This window comes from Modicisalibacter tunisiensis (assembly GCF_020148005.1).
Taxonomy (GTDB): domain Bacteria; phylum Pseudomonadota; class Gammaproteobacteria; order Pseudomonadales; family Halomonadaceae; genus Modicisalibacter; species Modicisalibacter tunisiensis.
Genome location: NZ_JAGXFD010000001.1, coordinates 2,577,800 through 2,600,819, shown reverse-complemented (window position 1 = coordinate 2,600,819; position 23,020 = coordinate 2,577,800). Strand labels below are relative to the sequence as shown.

The window sequence follows — 23,020 nt, the reverse complement described above, 5'->3', positions numbered from 1 at the left end:
CCGGCCGCGATCAGGCGCGCAGGAAATCGCTCGGCAGCCGGGTCATCTGGCGCCAGAGCCGCTCCACCCCCGGCTTGTGGACCAGCGCACAACGATAGAGCCGGACCTCCAGCGGGATATCCCAGACCGTATCCCCCGCGCGCACCAGGCGTCCATCGGCCAGCTCGTCGCGGATGCAGAAGTCGGGGATCCAGGCCATACCCACGCCCTGCAGGGCCATGCCCTTGAGCCCTTCGGCCATGGCGGTCTCGTAGACGGTCTTGAGCCGCAGCCGCGTCGGGTCGTTCTTGAGCAGCATGCGCACGCTGCGGCCCAGAAAGGCACCCTGGGTATAGGCGAGGAAGGGAATGGCCGCCTCGCCCTCCAGGGGAAAGCGCGGCCGCCCCGCCTCGTCGGCAACGCAGACCGGGATCATCATTGCCTTGCCGATGGAGAACGAGGGAAAGACCTCGGCATCGAGCTGCATGGTGGCATAGGGGTCGTGATAGCCGAGCATCAGATCGCAATTGCCCTCGCGCAGCACATGGATGGCGTCCCCCACGTTCATGGCCACCAGGCGTGTCGGCAGCTCGCCGACCCCCTGCTGCAGGCGCGAGATCCAGCGCGGATAGAACGCCAGCGCCAGCGAGTGGGCGGCGACGATGTCCAGCGCCTCGTTGGCCATGGCCAGGCCGCGTAGATGGCCCAGGCACTCGCTGAGTTGCTCGACCAGGTTGCGCGCGGTGACCAGAAACAGCTGCCCCTCCGGCGTCAGCCCCACCGGCGTGGTCGAGCGATCCACCAGGGTCGCGCCCACCGCCTGCTCCAGGGAACGGATCCGCCGGCTGAAGGCCGGCTGGGTGACATGGCGCTGACGAGCCGACGCCGAGAAGCTGCGCGTGTTGGCCAGGGCCACGAAATCTTCCAGCCACTTGGTTTCGAGGTTCACCGCGACTCCATTTGCCGATGAGAAGAACAAACGCGATCACTTGGACAGGTCGCCAAGTTTACTCAAGCGCGCTCCGTGGCTCCACGCTGCCTGTCGAGGTTTTGCAACAAGCCGTCCCGCCGCTCCACACACCGGCACCTACTGGATGGGGGCCATCAGGTAGGCGGCCCGGGAAACCAGCTTGCGCCAGAGCGGACGCTGCTGCAGCTCCTCGAGCGTCACCTCGCGACAGTGGGCGAAGTCACGCTCCAGCATCTGCCGTACCTCGCCCGCAAAGCCGGCGTCGGGAATGAACGCCATGATCTCGAAGTTGAGCCGAAACGAGCGATTGTCGAGGTTGACGGTCCCGACGGCAGCGCTGTGGTCGTCGACAAGCATGACTTTCTGATGCAGGAAGCCGGGTTGATAACGGTATATTCTGACTCCGGCACGGATCATGTCGGGCAGGAAGGAAAACGCCGAAAGGAAGACCAGCAGATGGTCGGGTCGCTCGGGCATCATCACCCGCACGTCGACGCCGCGCATCGCCGCCAGGCGCAGCGCATCCTGCACGCCCTGATCGGGCACGAAATAGGGGCTGGTGACCCACAGCCGGTGCTGGGCGCTGGTGATGTTGTGCTGCATGAACAGGCTGGCGGTCTCCTGCGCGTCGGCCGGGCCGGAGGGCACCACCACCACGTTCTGGCACTCCTCGCAGGTCACCCGGGGGGTCCAGGTCAGATCGATCACCCGCCCGGTGGCCCAGTGCCAGTCCTCCCAGAACGCTTCCTGAAGCCCCAGCACACTGGGACCGGTCAGCCGCAGATGGGTATCCCGCCAGGGTCCGTGACGCGGATTCTCGCCCAGATACTCGACGCCCACGTTGAGCCCGCCGGTCCAGCCCTGGGCCCCGTCGACCACCACCACCTTGCGATGGTTGCGGAAATTCAGCTGGAAGCGATGACGCAGCCCGCGCGAGGAGTTGAAGGCGCTGACCTCGACCCCGGCGCGGCGCAGATCCTCCAGATAGCCGTCGTCGAGCGCGTGACTGCCGATCTCGTCATACAGCAGATAGACGCGCACGCCCTGCTGCGCCTTGTGCTCGAGTCGCTCCTTGAACATCAGGCCCAGCCGATCGCGGCGAATGATGAAGAACTGTACCAGCACGTAATGGCGCGCCGAGTCGATGCCGGCGAACAGGCTGTCGAAGGTGGCCTGGCCGTCGATGAGCAGCTCGGCGCGGTTGCCGCTGGTCAGGGGCATCATCGCCAGCTTCTCGACGGCCCGCACGTTGCCCTGCCGGGCATCGGCGAGATACGGCTCGATCAGCGGCCGGTAGCGCAGCAGCACCCGGCGCAGCACCGTGTCGCGCTCACCGCGCGCAGAGACATACCCGTAGAAACGCGGGCGCCCGAAGACCCAGTAGGCAGGCAGGGCCAGGTAGGGAAAGGTCACCAGCGAAATGATCCAGGCCACGGCCCCCTGGGAGGTGCGGCTGGACATCAGCGCCACGACGGCGGACGCCATGCCCACGGCATGGAACAGGAACAGGATGAGGCCCAGCAGCCAGGACGTCATGCTCGCTCTTCCCAACGGCACAGGCAACCGCCGCCGCCGTGGCGGCGATCACGGTAGTCAAGATTGCGGGCGAACACCAGACGGATCATCACGGGCCTCGCTGTCACGATGAGCGCCCACGGTAGCGGATGGCGGAACAAAGGAACAGGCAGGCACCGCCCGATCTCGCCGGGCGGCGCCTGATCACTCAGGAAGCAGGCGGCTCAGGCGCGCTCGGCGATGATCGCCTTCCACTTGGCCGGACCGGTCTGGTGCACCGAGGTGCCCTCGCTGTCCACGGCCACGGTGACCGGCATATCCTCGACCTCGAACTCGTAGATCGCTTCCATGCCCAGATCCTCGAAACCCACCACGCGGGCCTTCTTGATCGCCTGGGCGACCAGATAGGCGGCACCGCCGACCGCCATCAGGTAGACGGCCTGGTTGTCGCGGATCGCCTCGATCGCCATCGGGCCCCGCTCGGCCTTGCCGACCATGCCCTGCAGGCCGGTCTGCTCGAGCATGGTGCGGGTGAACTTGTCCATGCGTGTCGCGGTGGTGGGGCCAGCCGGGCCCACGACCTCGTCGCGCACCGGGTCCACCGGGCCCACGTAGTAGATGAAGCGGCCCTTCAGGTCCACCGGCAGCTCCTCGCCCTTCGCCAGCATGTCGACCATGCGCTTGTGGGCGGCGTCGCGGCCGGTCAGCAGCTTGCCGTTGAGCAGCAGGGTATCGCCGGGCTGCCAGCTCTGCACGTCCTCCGGGGTCACCTCGTCGAGGTTGACGCGCTTGACGTCACCACCGGCCTCACGGGTGATCTCCGGCCAGTCCTCGAGCTTCGGCGCCGGGAGTTCGGCGGCACCGCTGCCGTCGAGGGTGAAGTGCACGTGTCGGGTGGCCGCGCAGTTGGGAATGATTGCCACCGGCTTGTTGGCGGCGTGGGTCGGGTAATCCTTGACCTTGATGTCGAGCACCGTGGTCAGCCCGCCCAGCCCCTGGGCACCGATGCCGGTCTGGTTGACCTTGTCGTAGAGCTCGAGACGCAGCTCCTCGGCACGGTTGGCGGCACCGCGCGCCTGGAGTTCCTGAATGTCGATGGGATCGAGCAGTGATTCCTTGGCGAGCTCCATGGCCTTCTCGGCGGTACCGCCGATGCCGATACCCAGCATCCCCGGCGGGCACCAGCCGGCGCCCATCTTCGGCAGCTGCTCGAGCACCCAGTCGACCACGCTGTCGGAGGGATTGAGCATGGCGAACTTGGACTTGGCCTCGCTGCCGCCGCCCTTGGCGGCGACATGCACCTCGACGCTGTCACCGGGCACCAGCTTGTGATGGATCACCGCCGGGGTGTTGTCGCGGGTGTTCTGGCGCTTGCCGTCCGGATCGGCCAGCACCGAGGCCCGCAGCACATTGTCGGGCAGCGTGTAGGCGCGGCGCACCCCCTCGTTGATCATTTCGTCGAGGCTCATGTCGGCCTCGAAGCGGACGTTCATGCCCACGTGCACGAAGACGGTGACGATGCCGGTGTCCTGACAGATCGGCCGATGGCCGGTCGCACACATGCGCGAATTGATGAGGATCTGCGCGATGGCGTCCCGGGCCGCCGGGTTTTCCTCGCGCTCGTAGGCCGCATGCATGGCCTCGATGAAATCCTTGGGATGATAGTAGGAAATGTACTGCAGGGCGTCGGCAACGCTCTGGATCAGATCGTCCTGGCGAATCACGGTCATGAAGCAGGAACTCCTTGCGGGTGACAAGCGGCTCGCCGCCCACAGCGGGACGCGCGGCGACAAGCCTCCGGGGGAACGCAGTATACCGCATCCGGCCCGGGCACGGCAGCGCCCCGGCGCCGGGAGGCCGCCTCCCGGACGGGAAGAACTTTGCAAGTCGCCGGGATTGTTACCAGACTTGCCAGGGTATCCCCGGCTCCGGCTCCGCCGCCCGAACGATGCCCGAAACCTCAACGCGCAAGGATGCCGCCCATGTACCGTCGACACTTCGCCACGGCGCTGTTCGCCGCGCTCGTCGTCATCCTGATCTGGTGGCCGTTCTGGCCGCCGGCAGGCTATCTGCTCATCGCCTGGGCACTCTTCGCCGCCATCGGCTTTCATGATCTACGTTCGCGGCACAATGTGCTCAACAACTACCCCGTCATCGGCCATCTTCGCTACATGCTGGAGTTCGTGCGCCCCGAACTGCGCCAGTATTTCTTCGAATCCGAGCAGAGCGGCCGGCCCTTCAGCCGTGCCCAGCGTACCCTGATCAACGCCCGGGCGGACGGCAGCTCGGACGCCTCGCCCTTCGGCACCCTGCGGGACTTCGAGGCCGCCGGCTACGAGTTTGCCGAACACTCGCTGGTCCCCAAGGACGTGCCGAAGGACGTCACCTGCCTGACCGTCGGCGGCCCGCAGTGTACGCGGCCCTATCGGGCCTCACGCCTGAACATCTCGGCCATGAGCTTCGGCTCGCTGTCGTCGACGGCAATTCTCGCCATGAATCTCGGCGCCAAGCGCGGCGGCTTCGCCCACAACACCGGCGAGGGCGCCATCAGCCCCTATCATCAGCGCCACGGCGGCGACCTGATCTGGGAGCTGGGCACCGCCTATTTCGGCTGCCGGACCCGCGAAGGCCGTTTCGACGCCGAGACCTTTCGCGAAAAGGCCCGCGAGGACCAGGTCAAGATGATCGAGCTCAAGCTGTCCCAGGGTGCCAAGCCCTCGCACGGCGGCCTGCTCCCCGCCGCCAAGGTCAACCGCGAGATCGCCGAGACACGCCAGATCACGGAAGGCGAGGATTGCCAGTCGCCGGCCTCGCATCCGGAATTCGACACCCCGATCGGCCTGCTCGAGTTCATCGCCCGGCTGCGCGAGCTCTCGGGCGGCAAGCCGGTGGGCATGAAGATGTGCCTGGGCAAGCGCAGCGAGTTCCTGAGCATCTGCAAGGCCATGCTCGAGACGGGCATCCGCCCCGACTTCATCACCATCGACGGCGCCGAAGGCGGCACCGGCGCCGCTCCTCAGGAGTTCTCCGACCGGCTGGGCAACTACATCAACGAGGCCCTGCCCTTCGTCCACCAGTGCCTGGTCGGCACCGGGCTGCGCGACGACATGAAGCTGATCGCCAGCGGCAAGGTGGCCCTGGGCTTCGACATGGTGGTGAAGATGGCGCTGGGCGCCGACATGTGCAACGCCGCGCGTCCCTTCATGTTCTCGGTGGGCTGCATCCAGGCACGGCGCTGTCACACCAACAAGTGCCCCACCGGGGTCACCACCCAGGATCCCCGGCGCAGCCGCGCCATCAACGTCGACGAGAAGGCCTGGCGGGTCGCCAACTACCACCACGGCACCCTCAAGGCGTTTCGCGAACTCGCCGGGGCCCTGGGGGTCGATCATCCCGACCAGCTCACGCCGGACATGATCTACCACCGCAACGACTACACACCGGCACACCCCTACCGGACCAGCATCGTTCCGCTCAGGCCGGGCCAGCTGCTCGAGGGCGGTGAGGTACCCGAGGCCTATGCCCCGTACTGGGAGGCCGCCCGGGCCGAACGTTTCTGATCCGGCCCGAGGCCGAGTGGCTTCACGCCAATCCATAGGAGGGAAAGCATGTCAGACACGGTCAGCGATTTCATCGTCTCGCGTCTCAAGGAGTGGGGCGTCGAGCGCCTTTACGGTTATTCCGGCGACGGCATCAACGGCTTCATGGCCGCCCTGCGCCGTGCCGAGGACGGGCCGCGCCTGATCCAGCCGCGCCACGAGGAAGTCGCCGCCTTCATGGCCAGCGGCCATGCCAAGTTCAGCGACGACGTGGGGGTGTGCGTGGCGACCTCGGGCCCGGGGGCGGTACATCTTCTCAACGGCCTGTACGACGCTCGCAAGGACCACATGCCGGCGGTGGCGATCGTCGGTCAGCAGGCGCGCATGAGTCTGGGTACCGACTACCAGCAGGAGCTCGACCTGATCGCGCTCTACAAGGACGTCGCCGGCGATTATGTGCAGATGGTCACCGAACCCGCCCAGGCCCGGCACGTCATCGACCAGGCGCTGCGCATCGCCATCGCCGAGCGCACCGTGACCTGCGTGATCCTGCCCAACGACGTGCAGGACCTGCCCATGGCCGACCCGCCCGCCACTCATGGCGCGGTCTTCTCGGGGGTCGGCTACCGCCGCCCGCAACGGCTGCCCGAGCCGGCGGACCTCGACGCCGCGGCCGCGCTGCTCGACCAGGGCGAGAAGGTGGCGATTCTTGCCGGCGCCGGCGTCAAGCATGCCGTCGACGACCTGCTGGCCCTCGCCGATCGCCTCGGCGCCGGCATCGCCAAGGCGATCCTGGCCAAGGCCATGATCCCCGACGACGCGCCCGGGGTGACCGGCACCATCGGCCTGCTGGGTACCGAGGCCAGCGAGAAGATGATGGAGGAGTGCGACACCCTGCTGCTGGTCGGCACCCGCTTTCCCTATGCCGAGTTCCTGCCCAAGTCGGACCAGGCGCGAGCCGTGCAGATCGACGTCGCCCCCGCGGCGCTGGGGCTGCGCTACCCCACCGAGATCAACCTGCATGGCGATGCCCGCGCCACCCTGGCCGCCCTGACCGAGCGGGTGGCCTACAAGGACGATCGGGCGTGGCACGGGCGCGTCCAGGGCTGGATCGACGACTGGTGGCGAATCACCGACGAGCGTGCCGCCACCGATGCCAGCCCCATCAACCCGCAGCGCCTGTTCCAGGCCCTATCGCCACGCCTGCCGGATGACGTGATGCTCGCCTGCGACGTGGGCAGCGCCACCAACTGGTATGCCCGCTACATCAAGGTCCGTCGCGGCATGCTCGGCTCGGTATCCGGTGGCCTGGCCTCGATGGGCAATGCCGTCCCCTACCTGCTGGCCGCCAAGTTCGCCCATCCGCAGCGCCCGGCGGTGGCCATGGTCGGCGACGGCGCCATGCAGATGCTCGGCAACCAGGCCCTGCTCACGCTGGCCAAGTACTGGCGCGAGTGGGAGGACCCGCGCTGCATCGTGCTGGTGCTCAACAACCGCGACCTCAGCCAGGTGACCTGGGAGCAACGCGTCATGGAGGGCGACCCGCGCTTCGCCACCTCGCAGGACCTGCCCGACTTCGCCTTCGATGAATACGCCCGGCTGCTGGGGCTGGAAGGGTTGCGCCTGGAACGCGCCGAGGAGATCGATCACGTCTGGGACCAGGCCTTCGCCGCCGACCGGCCGGTGGTGATCAACGCCTACACCGACGGTGACGTGGCACCGTTGCCGCCGCACATCAAGCTCGAGCAGGCCAGGAACTACCTGGCCTCGATGCTCAAGGGCGACGACTCGGCCACACATCATGCCCGGCTCTCCGCCAAGCAGCTGGGGCGCACCCTGCTGGGACGCCACAAGGACAGGGACTGACGATCAGCCGCGCACCGGCGGTTTCACCAAGCCGCCGGCGCGCGGACGCGTCACTTCAGCTCGAGCAGACGGGCATTGAGCACCTGGGCCTGATCGCGCAGACGCGCCGCCTCCTCGAACTCGAGGTTCTGGGCCGCCTCGTGCATGGCGTCCTCGAGCCTGGCGATCTCGCGGGTCAGCTCGGGCACCGACAGGGTACGCAGGGTTTCCAGGCCATACTCGCCGGCCGGCTCGGCCACCTTGCGCGCGCCCTTGCGGCGCGCGCCCTTCTTCCCCGGCGTCTGGGCACCTTCCATGATGTCGGCGACCGACTTGGTGACGGTCTGCGGGACGATGCCGTGCTGCTCGTTGTGGGCGATCTGCTTGGCACGACGCCGCTCGGTCTCGTCGATCGCCCGGCGCATCGAGTCGGTGACCCGGTCACCGTAGAGGATCGCCTTGCCGTTGGCGTTGCGAGCGGCACGGCCGATGGTCTGGATCAACGAACGCTCGGCGCGCAGGAAGCCTTCCTTGTCGGCATCGAGAATCGCCACCAGCGACACCTCGGGAATGTCGAGCCCCTCGCGCAGCAGGTTGATCCCCACCAGCACGTCGAACTTGCCCAGTCGCAGGTCACGAATGATCTCCACCCGTTCGACAGTGTCGATATCCGAGTGCAGATAGCGCACCCGCACATCGTGCTCGTCGAGGTATTCGGTCAGGTCCTCGGCCATGCGCTTGGTCAGGGTGGTGACCAGCACCCGCTCGCCGACCTCGGTACGCAGGCGGATCTCGGAGAGCAGGTCATCGACCTGGGTGGAGGCCGGGCGTACCTCGACCTCGGGGTCGAGCAGCCCGGTGGGACGCACGACCTGCTCGACCACCTGGCCGGCATGCTCGGCCTCGTAGGGGCCCGGCGTGGCCGAGACGAAGACCGTCTGCGGGCAGATCCGCTCCCACTCCTCGAAGGTCATCGGCCGGTTGTCCAGAGCCGACGGCAGGCGAAAGCCGTATTCGACCAGCGTCTCCTTGCGCGAGCGGTCGCCCTTGTACATGCCGCCCACCTGCGGAACGCTGACGTGGGACTCGTCGATGAACAGGATGGCATCGTCCGGCAGGTAGTCGAAGAAGGTCGGCGGCGGCTCGCCCGGCGCGCGCCCGGACAGGTAGCGCGAGTAGTTCTCGATGCCGTTGCAGTAGCCTAGCTCGAGCATCATCTCGATATCGTAGAGGGTACGCTGCTCGAGACGCTGGGCCTCGACCAGCCGGTCGTTCCTGCGCAGCCACTCGAGGCGCTCGGCGAGCTCCGCCTTGATATGCTCGGTCGCCTCGAGGATCGTCTCGCGCGGCGTCACGTAGTGGCTCTTGGGGTAGATGGTCATGCGCGGCACCTTGTCACGCAGCTCGCCGGTCAGCGGATCGAACAGCCGGATCGACTCGATCTCGTCATCGAACAGTTCGACGCGCACCGCCTCCTCCTCGGCATCCGCGGGGAAGATGTCGATCACGTCGCCACGTACCCGGTAGGTGCCGCGTCGGAAGTCCATGTCGTTGCGGGTGTACTGCAGCTCGGCGAGCCGCCGCAGGAAGGAGCGCTGGTCGATCATCTCGCCACGATTGAAGTGCAGGCGCATCTTCAGGTACTGGTCCGGGTCCCCCAGGCCGTAGATCGCCGACACCGAGGCGACGATCAGCGCATCGCGACGCTCGAGCAGCGCCTTGGTGGCCGACAGCCGCATCTGCTCGATATGATCGTTGATCGAGGCGTCCTTCTCGATGAAGGTGTCCGACGACGGCACGTAGGCTTCCGGCTGATAGTAATCGTAGTAGGAGACGAAGTACTCCACGGCGTTGTCGGGGAGGAACGACTTGAACTCGCCGTAGAGCTGGGCGGCCAGGGTCTTGTTGGGCGCCAGCACGATGGTCGGGCGCTGCAGGCGCTCGACCACGTTGGCCATGGTGAAGGTCTTGCCCGAGCCGGTCACGCCCAGCAGCGTCTGGTAGGCCAGGCCGGCCTCGAGCCCCCGGACCAGGCCGTCGATGGCCGTCGGCTGGTCACCGGCCGGGCGGTACTGCGACTGGATGCGGAATGGTTTGCTCATGACGGTGAGATGCAGGCGCCCGGCGACAACTTCAAGCGTCCGCGGCCTCCTCCAGCGTCGTGCGAATGGCGACCGTGGCGTCGGTCATGAGGCGATGGATCGGACAGCGATCGGCGATCTCGGCGAGCCGCCGACGCTGGTCGGCATCCAGCGCTCCCGTGAAGCTGAGCGCCACGTCGAGGTAGTAGCGGCCGTGGCGCTCCTCGCGATCATTGCGGGCCACCTGCACCTCGATCGCCTCGAGCGGCCAGCCCTTGCGGCGCGCATACATGCGCACGGTGATCGCCTTGCAGGTGCCCAGCGCCAGGTCGAAATAGTCGTGAGGGTCCGGCGCCGTCTCGTCGCCGCCGACCACCACGGGCGCGTCGGCGAACAGTTCCTCGAAGGAATCGACCACGACACGCTGGCGCAGGCCCTGCGCATCGACACTGCTGACGGTAATGCTCATTGCGCTCTCCTCTCAGCGTACCTCGACACCCAGTTCGCGCACGGCGCGCAGCAGCGCCTCGCGCGACGCCCGCCCCTCGACGTGCGCGCCGTGGCGGCCCACCTCGGCACTCTCGACCCCGTCGACCATCATCAGCGCCGTGGTCAGCCGGTTGACGGTGTCCGCATCATCGACATCGGTGAAGGTCAGTGAAATGCCCTGCGCCATGGGTTCTCTCCTCGTTGCTCGAGCCGCGCGTGGAACGCCCAGTCTAGCACGCCGCCCACGGCATCGAGCGTCTTGCATTTTCGCGCACCGCCCCCACATTGCAGTCAGTGAATCGACGGCCTGGCAAGGGAGAGAGAATGACCGACTGGAACGCTTACCTCGACGGCCTGGGGGCACGCCGCGTCGATGACCGCCATCGCGATTTCGGCGATCCACACCAGGCGCGCCAGGCGCAGGAGGCGACGGCCCTGATGCCGCTGGTCCACCTGGGAGTACTGGAAGTCAGCGGCAGCGACGCCAAGCGCTTCCTGCAGGGCCAGACCAGCGCCCAGCTCGACCTGGCCGACGGCGACCTCGCCGCGCCCACGGCCTTCTGCACGCCCAAGGGGCGCATGCTGGCCAATGCGCAACTGCTGCACCCCGCCCCGGACACCTACTGGCTGGTGATGACGGCCGGCCTGGTCGAGCCGCTGCGCGCTCATCTGGGCAAGTTTGCCCCCTTCTATCAGGTGACGCTTTGCGACCGCGACGACCTGGCGCTGATCGGCCTGAGCGGCCGCGACGCCCCGGCGCTGCTCGAGACGCGGCTGGACGTGCGGCCGCCGGCCGTCTGGCATCAGGCACGACTCGGCGAGGGGGTGGTGCTGCGCCATCCCGGCAGCGTGGCCCGCCTGCTGCTCTGCCTGCCCGCGACGGCGGCCCGCGAGGCCTGGGAGGCCCTCGCCCGCAATGCCGTGACGATGGGCAACGCCGTCTGGCAGTGGCAGGACATCCAGGCCGGGCTGGCCTGGCTGGACGCCGGCCAGCAGGACGCCTACCTGCCGCAGATGTTCAACTGGGAGGCGCTCGGCGGGGTGAGCTTCAAGAAGGGCTGCTATACCGGCCAGGAGGTCGTCGCCCGCGCGCACTTCCGCGGCCAGGTCAAGAAGCGCCTGGTTCGCGCCCAGCTCGGCGGCGCCACGCTGCCGACGATCGGCGACGACGTGACCGATGCCGACGGCAAGCCCCGGGGCGAGGTGGTCGCCGCGGCGCTGGACGCCCACGACCGGGCGGAGGTCCTCGCCGTGCTGACCACCCGCGAGGTGCCCGAACCGCTGAGCGTGGCGGGCCAGCCTCTGCAGCGACTCAAGCTGCCCTACCCGGTGGAGCGTCTCGACCCCGAGGCGATGGCAGCAGGCGACCACTGATCCGCCTTGCGCCCCTGCCAGACGCCCGGTGCCTCAGCGCGAGAGCCCGTCAGTGAGGCCGAAGAGGCGCCGCGCGGTGGCCGTGCTCCGGGCGGCGACCTCCGCCACCTCCTGGCCGCGCAGGCACGCGACGCGCTCGGCGACCCGCGCGACCCGGGCCGGCTCGTTACGCCGCCCCTGGAAACCGCACAGCGGCATGTCGGGGCTGTCGGTTTCCAGTACATAACCGTCATCCGGCAGTGCCGCGACCATGCGCGCCAGCCGTCGGGCACGGGGATAGGTCACCGCCCCGCCCAGTCCCACCACGAAGCCCAGGTCGAGAAACGCCCGGGCCTGTTCGGGACTGCCGGCGAAGGCATGGACCAGCCCGCCGGCCGGCGGTGACAGCTGGCGCAACCGCTTGGCGAGCGTATCGTTGCACTGCACGCAGTGAATCACCAGCGGCAGGTGCCGGTCCCTGGCCAGGCGCACCTGGGCGTCGAACAGCCGCCACTGGGCCTCCAGACTGTCCGTGAAACGGGCATCGATGCCGCATTCGCCCAGCGCCACCACCTCGGGATGCGCGTCGAGCGCCGGCGCCAGTGCCTCGACGGCGTCCTCGTCGTGCTGCTCCACGAAGTAGGGATGCAGCCCGAGACAGACACTGACGTCTTCCCGCGCGCCCAGCGCCAGCACACCGTCCCAGGCGGCACGCGTGGTCCCCGGCACCACGAAGTGGCCGACACCGGCCTCGCGGGCCCGCGCAAAGACGTCATCACGATCCTCGTCGAAGGCGGTGAAGTCGAGATGGCAGTGGGCGTCGATCAGCATGCACTCTCCTTCCTTGTCGGGCCTTGTCGGGCTCCCGTGCCGCACAGCCTATGGGGCGGCGTCCTTCAGGTGCGAGGTACAGGCCGGACAGCGCGTCGCCTCGAGCGGGATCTTGGAGATGCAGTAGGGACAGCTCTTGACGGTGGGCGCGGCCGGCTCCGGTTCGCGATGCAGGTTCTTGAGCCGGTTGATGTTGCGGATCAGCACGAAGGTGGCGAAGGCCACGATCAGAAACGACAGCGTGGCATTGATGAACAGGCCGTAGTTGAGCGTCACCGCACCGGCGGCCTGGGCCTGCTCGAGGGTATGGTAGGGGCCTTCCCCGCTGCCCGCACGCAATACCCAGAACTGGTTGGTGAAGTTCACGCCGCCGGTGACCAGACCGATCAGCGGCGTGAAGATGTCCTTGACCAGGCTGTTGACGATGGCGGTGAAGGCCGCACCGATGATGATGCCCACCGCCATGTCGACCACGTTGCCCTTGACCGCGAACTCGCGGAACTCCTTGAGAAACCGGGATGCCATGTCCGCTTTCCTCGACCGGGGGAGCGACGGGTGTCGCCCCTCGAGTGCAAGATGTGACATCGCACGGCTTTGGGCAAGGATCGTGTCAGTGCTCGCGGGTGGCGTTGAAGCGCACCTCCGGCCAGCGCTCCTGGGCCATCTGCAGGTTGACCCGGGTCGGCGCCAGATAGGTGAGGTAGCCACCGCCATCGAGAGCCAGGTTGTTGCTGGCCTTGCGCCGGAATTCGTCGAGGCGCTTGGCATCGTCGCAATACACCCAGCGCGCGGTCTGGACGTTCACGCCCTCGTAGATACAGTCGACCTTGTACTCCTCCTTGAGGCGGTGGGCGACCACATCGAACTGCAGTGCTCCGACCGCGCCGACGATCAGGTCGTTGTTGTCCAGCGGCATGAAGACCTGGGTCGCGCCCTCCTCGGAGAGCTGCTGGAGGCCCTTCTGCAGCGCCTTCATCTTCAGCGGGTCCCTGAGCCGGACACGCTTGAACAACTCCGGCGCGAAGTGCGGAATGCCGGTGAAGCGCATGTCCTCGCCGAGCGTGAAGGTGTCGCCGATCTGGATGGTGCCGTGGTTGTGCAAACCGATGATGTCGCCCGGCCACGCCTGCTCGACATGCTCGCGGTCCGAGGCCATGAAGGTCAGGGCATCGGCGATCTTGACGTCCTTGCCGATGCGCACATGGCGCATCTTCATGTTCTTCTCGTACTTGCCCGAACAGACGCGCAGGAAGGCCACCCGGTCGCGATGCTTGGGGTCCATGTTGGCCTGGATCTTGAAGACGAACCCGGTGAAACGCTCGTCGCCCGCCGCCACCTCGCGGGTGTCGGTCTCGCGGGGCTGCGGCATCGGTGCGTACTCGACGAAGCCGTCGAGCATCTCGCGCACCCCGAAGTTGCCCATGGCAGTGCCGAAGTAGACCGGGGTCAGCTCGCCGCGCCGGTAGGCCTCGAGGTCGAAGGTGTGGGAGGCGCCGCGCACCAGCTCGACCTCCATGCGCAGCTCCTCGGCCTGGTCGGCGCCCAGCACCTCGTCGACCTCGGGATTGTCGAGCCCCTCGATGCGCACGTCGTCGGGAATGCGATTGCCCTGGCCCTGCTTGTAGAGATGGATGACGTCATCGTAGAGGTGATAGACGCCCTTGAAGTGCCGCCCCATGCCGATCGGCCAGGTCATCGGCGCGCACTGGATGTTGAGCACCGTCTCGACCTCGTCCATCACCTCGACGGGATCGCGGATGTCGCGGTCCATCTTGTTGATGAAGGTGAGGATCGGCGTGGTGCGCAGCCGACACACCTCCATCAGCTTGATGGTGCGGTCCTCGACACCCTTGGCGCCGTCGATCACCATCAGCGCCGAGTCCACCGCGGTCAGCGTGCGGTAGGTGTCCTCGGAGAAGTCCTCGTGCCCGGGGGTGTCGAGCAGGTTGACGATGCGCCCCTTGTAGGGAAACTGCATCACCGAGGTGGTTACCGAGATGCCGCGCTCCTGCTCCATCTTCATCCAGTCGGAAGTGGCATGGCGGTCGTTGCGCTTGCTCTTCACCGAGCCCGCGAGCTGGATGGCATTGCCGAACAGCAGCAGCTTCTCGGTGATGGTGGTCTTCCCCGCGTCGGGGTGCGAGATGATCGCGAAAGTCCTTCTGAGCTCGGCTTCACGCGCTATCTGGGTATCTGTCATGAATGAGGTATCGCTGATTGGTGCTCGGTCGGGGACGCCTCGATGGCACACCCGCACGGCATGGCTTGCAGAATGGCCGCGATTGTAGCGCGACAGGCGCGGAATGTCGTCAGCACGCACAGCCTCGTGCTCGGGGACTGAGCCCGATGCCGTCATCGGTTATCATGCGCATAGCCAGACAGCCGGAGTCACCATGCAACAGCCCACCCCTCTGCCCTTGTCGACCCCCAACCGCAATCTGGTGCGGCTGACCTTCGTGCGCGGCATCACCTGGACCGGCTTTCTGGCGGCGATCATCTTCGGCATCGAGGTGCTCGGCTTCCAGCTGCGCGTGGTGCCGGTCATCAGCGTGATCATCGCCATGGGCTTCATCAACATCGCCAGCTGGTGGCGGCTGGGGCGCCCCCGTGCGGTCACCGACCTCGAATACCTGCTGCACCTGATGGCGGACATCGCCGGGCTGAGCCTGCTGTTCTTCTACACCGGCGGGTCCACCAACCCCTTCATCACCTATTATCTGGTGCCGGTGACCATTGCCGCCGCCACCCTGCCCTGGCGCTACGCCTGGCTCGTCGCCAGCTCGGCGATGGCCGCCTACACCTTCCTGATGCTGTTCTACGACCCGGTGCCGCAGCTCAGCCATGGCATGATCGGCCCCGGCATCAGCCTGCACGTGCTGGGCATGTGGCTGAACTTCGGCCTCTCGGCGGGCCTGGTCACCTACTTCATCTTCAAGATGGCCCATGCCCTGCGCCGTCGCGACCTGGCCCTGTCGCGGACCCGCGAGGCGGCCCTGCGCAACGAGCAGGTGCTGGCGGTGGCCACCCAGGCGGCCGGCACCGCCCATGAACTGGGCACGCCACTGTCCACCATGGCGGTGCTGCTCAAGGAAATGCGCGAGGACGCCGCCGGACAGCCGACTCTCGAGGCCGACATCGACCTGCTGCGCCGCCAGGTCGATACCTGCAAGTCGCGGCTGCAGAACCTGGTCGCCAATGCCGACCGCCGCCGCCTGGCCCAGCCCGCCTCGCAGCCGGCCCAGGCCTGGCTGGAGGATGTCGTGCAGCGCTGGCTGGTACTGCGTCCGGACGTCACCCATCATATCGAGATCCTCGGCAAGCGCGGCACCCCCGTGCTGGCGGTCGACACCACCCTGGAGCAGGCGCTGATGAACCTGCTCAACAACGCCGCCGACGCCAATCCCGAGGACATCGTCATCAGCCTCGACTGGACCAAGGAGGAAGTGATCATCGACATTCGCGATCACGGCCCGGGCGTGGCGATGTCGATCGCCGACCAGCTCGGCGATACCTTCGTCTCCACCAAGAGCAAGGGGATGGGGATCGGCCTGTTCCTGACCCACGCCACCATCAACCGCTTCGGCGGCGGCGTGAGTCTTTACAATCACGAAGAGGGCGGCACCCTGACCGAGGTCAAGCTGCCCCGCCTGATTGCCGGCGAATGACGTCGGCATTGCCCTACGACACGGAACGCTGCTATGCAAACTGCCGAACGCCTGATGATCGTCGACGACGACGAGATGTTCTGCCATGTCATGGAACGTGCCTTCAGCCGGCGTGGCTTCGAGGTGCTGGTGGCCACGGATGAGGAGCAGGCGCTGGAGCTGGCCCGGCGCTCGCCGCCGCAGCTCGCCACCCTGGATCTCAAGCTCGAGCACGGCTCGGGGCTCAAGCTGCTGCCGGAGCTGCTGGCCGTGGCCCCCGAGTGCCGCGTGGTGGTGCTGACCGGCTACTCGAGCATCGCCACCGCCGTGGAAGCCATCAAGCTCGGCGCGGTGAACTACCTGTGCAAGCCCGTCGACGCCGACGAGGTGCTGGGTGCCTTCAACCGCGAGACCGGCGACCCCGACATCGACATCGCCGACAACCCGCCGTCGATCAACCGTGTCACCTGGGAGCACATCCAGAAGGTGCTGCAGGAGCACGACGGCAACATCTCCGCCACGGCGCGGGCGCTGGGCATGCATCGCCGCACCCTGCAGCGCAAGCTCCAGAAGCGTCCGGTGCGACGCTGACCGCCCCGCCTTCGCCATTCCGACCCGACCCAGGAGGTTACATGCAGCTCGCCGAGCGACTCGCCATCGCCACCGACATCGCCGAGGGCGCCGGCCGGAAGATCCTGGCCGCGCGAAACGACCAGCGCTTCTCGCAGCGCTACAAGCACGGCACGGAACTGGTCACCGACACCGACGTGGCGGTCGACGAGTGGATCAGCGACCGCCTGCAGCAGCACTTTCCCGACGACGCCCGACTCAGCGAGGAGATCGCCCCCGACCGCCAGGCGCTGGGGCGCAAGGGGCCACTGTGGGTCGTCGACCCGATCGACGGCACGGTGAACTTCGCCCGGGGCTTTCCCCACGTCGCGGTGTCGATCGCCTGGGCGGTGGACGGTCGCGTGCAGATCGGCGTGGTGCACGCCCCCTTCCTGGACGAGACCTTCGTGGCCATCCGCGGCGAAGGAGCCTGGCGCAATCAGGCACGCATCCGCGCCAGCCTGGCCAACCGGCTCGACAGCAGCCTGATCGCCACCGGCTTCCCCTACCGCCGCGACGGCCGGCAGCCACTGCTGCGCCGTTTCTCGGCGGTCATGCAGCACTGTCAGGACGTGCGGCGCTGCGGTTCCGCTGCGCTGGACCTGTGCAACGTGGCCTGCGGGCGGCTCGATGCCTACTACGAGAGCGTCTCGCCCTGGGATTTCGCCGCCGGGCTGCTGATCGCCCGGGAAGCCGGCGCCCGCACCGGCCACGTCTATCCGGCGCCCGAGAGTATCCCCGAGGAGCTCTACGGCGAGCATATCGTCGCCGCGGCGCCGGACATCTACGTCGCGCTGCGTGATCTGCTGCAGCGCACCGACGAAGGCCGCTCGGCGTCCGGCGAGGCATGAGCCCGGCACCATAAAGGCATGCAATAGTCGGCGTAGCGAGACTCTATTGGTCCTCGCGCGCCGAATGCGAAACAATGCTCCCAGTTCAACGTTCCATCCCCCACGATTCTCGTCATCACGAAAGGAGACCCCATGCTGACAGTCATCTTCGGACGCGCCGGCTGCCCCTTCTGCGTACGCGCCAAGGACCTGGCCGAGGCGCTGAGCAATGCCCGCGACGATTTCAGCTATCGCTACATCGACATCCATGAAGAAGGCATCACCAAGGCCGACATGGAGAAGACCATCGGCAAGCCGGTCGAGACCGTGCCGCAGATCTTCGTCGACCAGACCCATATCGGCGGCTTCACCGAATTCGACCAGTACGTGCGCGACAATCAGCTGATGCCGGAAACCCCGGTCAACTGAACAGCCGCGCCCTCTCCCCGCGCCGGCCCCGGGCCGGCGTTTTCATTCCGGGGCGCCGACGGACGTGACGCAGATCAACCCGGCGACACCCTCGCTGGCCAGCCTGACGATTCCCGCCTAGAGTCGTGGCATTCCCGGGCGATGCCCGGCATGACGGAGACTTCAGCATGGCGGCTCAAGACACCCTGCCCCACGATCCCCCGGTCGGCGATCGCCACCGGCAACTGATCGACGCGACCCGCGGCTACCCGCCCATCCGCACCGCCGTGGTCCACCCGTGTGACGAGCTGTCCCTGGGCGGGGCGCTGGCCGCCTGGCGCCAGGGGTTGATCGAGCCGCTGCTGGTCGGCCCGAAGGCGCGTATTCTCGATACCGCGCACGCCCTCGGCGAATCGCTGTCGGACCTGACGATCATCGACACCCCGCACAGCCACGCCGCCGCCGAGACCGCCGTGTCGCTGGCCGCCCGCAATGAGGTGAACGCCCTGATGAAGGGGGCGCTGCACACCGACGAGCTGATGAGCGCCGTCCTCGTCGACGAGGCCGGCCTGCGCACCGAGCGCCAGATGAGCCACATCTACGCCCTCGACGTCGCCAGCTATCCACGGCCGCTGCTGATCACCGACGGCGCCCTGCATATCCAGCCCGACCTGACCGCCAAGCGGGACATCATCCAGAACGCCATCGATCTGGCCCATGCCCTGGCGCTCGACTGCCCGCGGGTGGCGATTCTCTCGGCCGTGGAAACCGTCAATCCGCGGATTCCCTCGACCCTCGACGCCGCCGCCCTGTGCAAGATGAGCCAGCGCGGCCAGATCACCGGCGGCGATCTCGACGGCCCGCTGGCCATCGACAATGCGGTCTCCGAGCAGGCCGCCCGCACCAAGGGCCTGACCTCGGCGGTCGCCGGCCATGCCGACATCCTGATGTGCCCCGACCTCGAATCCGCCAACATGATCGCCAAGCTGCTCATCCACCTGGCCGGTGCCCAGGCAGCGGGGCTGGTCATGGGTGCGCGGGTACCGATCATGCTGACCAGCCGCAGCGACACCACTGCCAGCCGGCTGGCCTCCGCCGCGCTGGCCTGCCTGGTGGTGCATCGGGGGCGCACACCATGACCTCGCGCGCCGTTCTCGCCCTCAACGCCGGCTCGTCGTCGCTGAAGGTCGCGCTCTTCCATGACGAGCGCTGCCGGGTCCGCGGTACCATCGAGCGCATCAACGAAGCGCCGCATCTGGTGCTCGACGGCGCCACGACGCCCAGTGATGCCTTGCCCCGCCTGACGGGAACCGGGCACACCGCCGTGATTGCGCCGCTGCTTGACTGGCTCGAGGCGCAGTTCGGCGACGTGCCGCTGAGCGCCGTGGGACATCGCGTCGTGCACGGCGGTCGCCACCACGCCGCGCCCTGCCTGCTGGAACCGGCCGTGGTCGACGAGCTGCGCGAACTGATCCCACTGGCGCCCCTGCATCAGCCACCGGCGCTGGCGCTGATCGACGCCCTGCACGCTCACTGGCCCACCCTGCCGCAGGTGGCCTGCTTCGACACCGCCTTCCATCGCAGCCAGCCCTGGCTGAACCAGTGCTTCGCGCTGCCGCGCCGGCTGACCGAGGAGGGCATTCTGCGCTACGGTTTTCACGGACTGTCCTACGCCCACGCCGTGCGCCAGCTGCCCGAGCTGATCGGCGAGCGCCATCGGGGCCGCGTGATCATCGCCCACCTGGGTCACGGCTGCAGCCTGTGCGCCCTCGAGGATGGGCAAAGCCAGGCCACCACCATGGGCTTCACCGCGCTCGACGGGCTGATGATGGGGCGCCGGGCGGGCAACCTCGACCCCGGCGTGATTCTCTACCTGCTGCAGCAGAAGGGCTGGCGCGCCGACGAGATCGAGCACCTGCTCTACCATGACAGCGGGCTCTACGGGGTTTCGGGACTGTCCGATGACATGCGTGATCTGCTGGCCAGTGACGCCCCGGCCGCCGCGGAGGCGGTCGCGCTCTTCGTGCGTCGGGTGGTCCGGGAAATCGGCGGGCTGGTCGCCCTGCTCGGCGGCCTGGACGCCCTGATCTTCACCGCCGGCATCGGCGAGCATGCCGCGCCGATCCGCCAGGCCGTGTGCCACGACCTCGCCTGGCTGGGCATCAAGCTCGACGACGCGGCCAATGCGCGTCATGCGCCGCGGCTGGACCGCGGCGACGGGCCGGCCATCGGCATCGTCGCGGCCGACGAGGAAGCGGAAATTCGACGTTCAACGCTGGCCTGCCTGCCGGCCTCTCCCGCCGCCCCCGCCTGACGAGGCGGGGCGTTGAATGGCCCCCGGGCGGCACTGCCTATACTTCGGAGGCATCACAGGGAGACCTCCGATCATGCAACGCGAAGAGTTTCTGCAGCAGCTGTGGCTGGACTACGTTCACCTGAACCCGGACCTGGCCGCCCTGGACCTCTGGTCACGGGTACCGAGCGCCGAATACCTGGCGATCGTGACACTCAACCACGGCCCCTTCAGTTCCGAGGCATTGCTGCCCACGCTCGCGCATTTCGGCTACCGGCGGGCCGGCCAGTACGCCATGGCCGATCGCGGCGTGCTGGTCTCCTGCCTGACGCCGGACGACGACGGCGCCTGGCTGCTGCTGGTGGAGCTGCAGCCCGGCGCCCTGACCCGGGAGCCGCGCCGCCAGCTGGAAGCCCTGATCGGTGCCGCCCACCCCGCCGACTGCCGAGGCCAGAACCTGCTGTGCCGCGGCCGCCCCTGGCCGATGCCCGACTGGGCCACCTACCAGCAACTGCTCCGAGCCCATCCGCTGGCCGCCTGGATCGCGGCGCTCGGCCCACGCCTGCATCACGCCGGGCTCGACTGCGAACGGCTCGGCCAGCCGCTGGCGGGACTCGACCGGCAGCTGCGGCAGGCCGGCCTGCCGGGCAGCGACGACCGGCGCCACGGGCTCTTTCCGGTCTCGCCGCTGCTGGACTACCGCTACTATACCGCCGCCTCGCGACGCCTGGCCTTCGCCGAGGGTGACGAGCATCGCATCGTGCCTGGCGGCCTGGCACTGGTCCAGCGCAGCCTGCCGGGACACCAGGAAAGGGCCGCCGAACTGCTGCTGCCCGAGCATACCCGCTGCGAGATCGCCTGAGCCACGCTCGACGCGTCCCCGGTCACCCCGCCCGGGGTGCCGAAGGCGCCGCCGAGGCCGGCTCGTGTTCGTTCTCGTGCCACGACTCGCCGCGCTGCTGAATCGCCTCGTCGCCTTCCTCGTCCTCGTGGGCCGGCTCCTCGCCCATCGACTCGTCCTCCGACGTGCCGGTCTCGTCCGCCGCGTCAGCCGACTCGGCCTCGTCGGCTGACGCCGTGGTCTCCACCTCGACGTCAGGCACATCCTCCAGCTCATACTCGTAGAACTCGAAGTCGAACTCGAGCTGCTGGGGGTCATAGCGGGTGTCGAGTTCGCTGTGATAGTGCGGCGTTTCCATCATCGGCATGGGCGCGTAGGGCTCCTGCTCGACCTCGGGCGCCTTGTCGGTCTGCGTGCCGTGCAGGCGCACCATGACGAACATCGCCAGCGCCAGCGCGGCCGAGCCGAGGAAGAGCCACAGCCCCTCGGGCCCCACGACCTGCATCACCAGCGACGCGCTGAACGGCCCGACGATCGACCCGACCCCGTACCAGATCATCAGCTTGGAGTTCGCGGCGATGATCTCGGACGGCTCCAGCCAGTCGTTGGTATGCGCCAGACTCAGCGAATAGAGCGTATGCAGCATGGCAGTGTGGAAGCAGGCCACCACCAGCAGGACGAGATAGCTGTGTCCTGCCGCCGCCGAGATGAAGGCCCCGGTGATGGCCATCACCCCGGCCATGCAGAGAATCACCTTGCGCCGGTCGAGCCGGTCGGAGACACGCCCCAGGAACCACTGGGCGAACAGCGCCACCAGCGTGGTGGTGGCCATGAACTGGGCCGTCTGCGCCGTGGACAGGCCGATCTCCTGGCCGAAATAGGGCGTCATGGCGAAGAAGGCCTGGACCATCAGCCCCGCGGTGAAGGCCCCCACCAGCCCCACCGGCGCGCGCTTGTAGAGCTCCTTGAAGCGAATCTTGTGCGCGGTGTCGTGGCTCGAGTGCGACGGCCCGTGGATGCGATGGATCGACAGCGGCACCAGCGACAGCGCGAACAGCATCCCCGAGACCGAGAAGAGCACCATCGTCGCCGGGTCGGCCAGGTTGAGCATCCACTGCCCCCCGGCCAGCGACAGCGTGGAGATGACCAGATACCAGCCCAGCACCTTGCCGCGATTGTCGTTGGTCGACTCCCCCGAGACCCAGGACTCCATGACCATCAGCAGCCCCGCCGTGGAGGCGCCCCCCGCCACGCGCCAGACCAGCCACGCCCAGGGGTTGACCCACAGGCCATGCAGCATGGCGGTGACCGCCAGCATGGCGGCACAGGCGGCGAAGACCCGGATATGCCCCACCGAGCGGATGCGCTTTTCCAGGAAGTAGCTGCCCAGCACGAAGCCCAGCGAGAAGCTCGACATCAGCAGGCCGGCCATCTGCGACGGAAAGCCTTCCAGCGACATGCGCACCCCGAGCAGGGTCATGATCAGGCCATGGCCCAGCAGGAAGCTGATCTCGCACACGAAAAGTATCGGCAGGGTCGCCGGCAGACTGCGCAACGCCGTCACCTCCATGAATCATCGGCAGAACAAACAGGAAAACCGCCGGGCCGAATCGCGGAATTCGGCCAGGCGGTAGCTCATCGTTCTCAGGTGTGGCTAGATTCTAGTCGCTGGACGGCCCGACGGCTACCCGGGGCCACCCGCTCCCGGGCCGCGCGGAGTTATTCACAGAAACTGTGAATAAACCTGTGCGCGACACCGGGAAAGACCCCGCCAGGGCCGACGTTGCGGCACT

Annotated in this window: 20 protein-coding genes; 10 read left to right on the top strand and 10 right to left on the bottom strand. The window is 67.6% G+C overall.

Annotated features, from left to right (window positions below; genetic code table 11):
* Positions 1 to 10: 10 nt before the first annotated feature.
* From KGQ91_RS12150 to KGQ91_RS12140, 3 genes are all read right to left on the bottom strand, one after another.
* Entirely contained in the window at positions 11 to 928 is a 918-nt protein-coding gene (locus KGQ91_RS12150) for a LysR substrate-binding domain-containing protein (protein ID WP_224414967.1), read from the bottom strand.
* A gap of 138 nt (positions 929 to 1,066) precedes the next feature.
* Complete coding sequence (gene cls, locus KGQ91_RS12145) at positions 1,067 to 2,485, bottom strand: cardiolipin synthase (protein ID WP_224421074.1); 1,419 nt, start codon at positions 2,483 to 2,485, stop codon at positions 1,067 to 1,069.
* A 203-nt stretch (positions 2,486 to 2,688) separates the two neighbouring features.
* Complete coding sequence (locus KGQ91_RS12140) at positions 2,689 to 4,194, bottom strand: fumarate hydratase (protein WP_224421073.1); 1,506 nt, start codon at positions 4,192 to 4,194, stop codon at positions 2,689 to 2,691.
* Between the two features lie 252 nt (positions 4,195 to 4,446).
* Here KGQ91_RS12140 and KGQ91_RS12135 point away from each other — a divergent pair, with 252 nt between their 5' ends.
* Both KGQ91_RS12135 and KGQ91_RS12130 read left to right on the top strand, forming a co-directional pair.
* Positions 4,447 to 6,024 carry an FMN-binding glutamate synthase family protein gene (locus KGQ91_RS12135; protein ID WP_224414970.1) on the top strand — a complete coding sequence of 526 codons (1,578 nt, stop codon included), beginning with the start codon at positions 4,447 to 4,449 and terminating at the stop codon, positions 6,022 to 6,024.
* Positions 6,025 to 6,072: 48 nt separating this feature from the next.
* The gene (locus KGQ91_RS12130; RefSeq protein ID WP_224421072.1) at positions 6,073 to 7,869 is read left to right on the top strand and encodes a thiamine pyrophosphate-requiring protein; all 1,797 of its coding nucleotides are present in this window, start codon (positions 6,073 to 6,075) and stop codon (positions 7,867 to 7,869) included.
* 50 nt (positions 7,870 to 7,919) lie between these two features.
* Here the strand turns inward: KGQ91_RS12130 and uvrB are convergent, their stop codons facing one another.
* The 3 genes from uvrB to KGQ91_RS12115 are packed head-to-tail and all read right to left on the bottom strand — an operon-like array spanning position 7,920 to position 10,605.
* On the bottom strand, positions 7,920 to 9,950 hold the full coding sequence (uvrB, locus tag KGQ91_RS12125; protein ID WP_224414972.1) for an excinuclease ABC subunit UvrB: 2,031 nt from the start codon (positions 9,948 to 9,950) through the stop codon (positions 7,920 to 7,922).
* Between the two features lie 31 nt (positions 9,951 to 9,981).
* Positions 9,982 to 10,398 carry an OsmC family protein gene (locus tag KGQ91_RS12120; RefSeq protein WP_163648713.1) on the bottom strand — a complete coding sequence of 139 codons (417 nt, stop codon included), beginning with the start codon at positions 10,396 to 10,398 and terminating at the stop codon, positions 9,982 to 9,984.
* Between the two features lie 12 nt (positions 10,399 to 10,410).
* Positions 10,411 to 10,605: a hypothetical protein gene (locus KGQ91_RS12115; RefSeq protein WP_224421071.1), complete on the bottom strand. Its 195-nt coding sequence runs from the start codon at positions 10,603 to 10,605 to the stop codon at positions 10,411 to 10,413.
* Between the two features lie 137 nt (positions 10,606 to 10,742).
* Here KGQ91_RS12115 and ygfZ point away from each other — a divergent pair, with 137 nt between their 5' ends.
* The gene (gene ygfZ, locus KGQ91_RS12110; protein WP_224421070.1) at positions 10,743 to 11,792 is read left to right on the top strand and encodes a CAF17-like 4Fe-4S cluster assembly/insertion protein YgfZ; all 1,050 of its coding nucleotides are present in this window, start codon (positions 10,743 to 10,745) and stop codon (positions 11,790 to 11,792) included.
* A 33-nt stretch (positions 11,793 to 11,825) separates the two neighbouring features.
* On the opposite strand, the gene KGQ91_RS12105 is transcribed toward ygfZ, so the two are convergent.
* From KGQ91_RS12105 to KGQ91_RS12095, 3 genes are all read right to left on the bottom strand, one after another.
* A complete protein-coding gene (locus KGQ91_RS12105; RefSeq protein ID WP_224421069.1) occupies positions 11,826 to 12,602 on the bottom strand; it encodes a TatD family hydrolase in 777 nt (258 codons plus the stop codon).
* Positions 12,603 to 12,650: 48 nt separating this feature from the next.
* Positions 12,651 to 13,127: a large conductance mechanosensitive channel protein MscL gene (gene mscL / locus KGQ91_RS12100; RefSeq protein WP_224421068.1), complete on the bottom strand. Its 477-nt coding sequence runs from the start codon at positions 13,125 to 13,127 to the stop codon at positions 12,651 to 12,653.
* An 85-nt stretch (positions 13,128 to 13,212) separates the two neighbouring features.
* The gene (locus KGQ91_RS12095; protein WP_224421067.1) at positions 13,213 to 14,802 is read right to left on the bottom strand and encodes a peptide chain release factor 3; all 1,590 of its coding nucleotides are present in this window, start codon (positions 14,800 to 14,802) and stop codon (positions 13,213 to 13,215) included.
* A 193-nt stretch (positions 14,803 to 14,995) separates the two neighbouring features.
* Here KGQ91_RS12095 and KGQ91_RS12090 point away from each other — a divergent pair, with 193 nt between their 5' ends.
* From KGQ91_RS12090 to KGQ91_RS12060, 7 genes are all read left to right on the top strand, one after another.
* The gene (locus KGQ91_RS12090; protein WP_163648724.1) at positions 14,996 to 16,267 is read left to right on the top strand and encodes an ATP-binding protein; all 1,272 of its coding nucleotides are present in this window, start codon (positions 14,996 to 14,998) and stop codon (positions 16,265 to 16,267) included.
* Between the two features lie 33 nt (positions 16,268 to 16,300).
* The gene (locus tag KGQ91_RS12085; protein ID WP_163648725.1) at positions 16,301 to 16,837 is read left to right on the top strand and encodes a response regulator transcription factor; all 537 of its coding nucleotides are present in this window, start codon (positions 16,301 to 16,303) and stop codon (positions 16,835 to 16,837) included.
* A gap of 41 nt (positions 16,838 to 16,878) precedes the next feature.
* Complete coding sequence (locus tag KGQ91_RS12080) at positions 16,879 to 17,706, top strand: inositol monophosphatase family protein (protein ID WP_224414978.1); 828 nt, start codon at positions 16,879 to 16,881, stop codon at positions 17,704 to 17,706.
* A 132-nt stretch (positions 17,707 to 17,838) separates the two neighbouring features.
* Positions 17,839 to 18,114: a GrxA family glutaredoxin gene (locus KGQ91_RS12075; RefSeq protein WP_163648727.1), complete on the top strand. Its 276-nt coding sequence runs from the start codon at positions 17,839 to 17,841 to the stop codon at positions 18,112 to 18,114.
* Positions 18,115 to 18,281: 167 nt separating this feature from the next.
* On the top strand, positions 18,282 to 19,232 hold the full coding sequence (locus tag KGQ91_RS12070; RefSeq protein WP_163648728.1) for a bifunctional enoyl-CoA hydratase/phosphate acetyltransferase: 951 nt from the start codon (positions 18,282 to 18,284) through the stop codon (positions 19,230 to 19,232).
* A complete protein-coding gene (locus tag KGQ91_RS12065) occupies positions 19,229 to 20,407 on the top strand; it encodes an acetate/propionate family kinase (protein WP_224421066.1) in 1,179 nt (392 codons plus the stop codon). The genes KGQ91_RS12070 and KGQ91_RS12065 overlap by 4 nt, the downstream gene beginning before the upstream one ends.
* 73 nt (positions 20,408 to 20,480) lie before the next feature.
* Positions 20,481 to 21,248, top strand: coding sequence for a VOC family protein (locus KGQ91_RS12060; RefSeq protein WP_224421065.1), 768 nt, complete (start codon positions 20,481 to 20,483; stop codon positions 21,246 to 21,248).
* 22 nt (positions 21,249 to 21,270) lie between these two features.
* On the opposite strand, the gene KGQ91_RS12055 is transcribed toward KGQ91_RS12060, so the two are convergent.
* Entirely contained in the window at positions 21,271 to 22,782 is a 1,512-nt protein-coding gene (locus KGQ91_RS12055) for an MFS transporter (protein WP_224421064.1), read from the bottom strand.
* Positions 22,783 to 23,020: the final 238 nt, after the last annotated feature.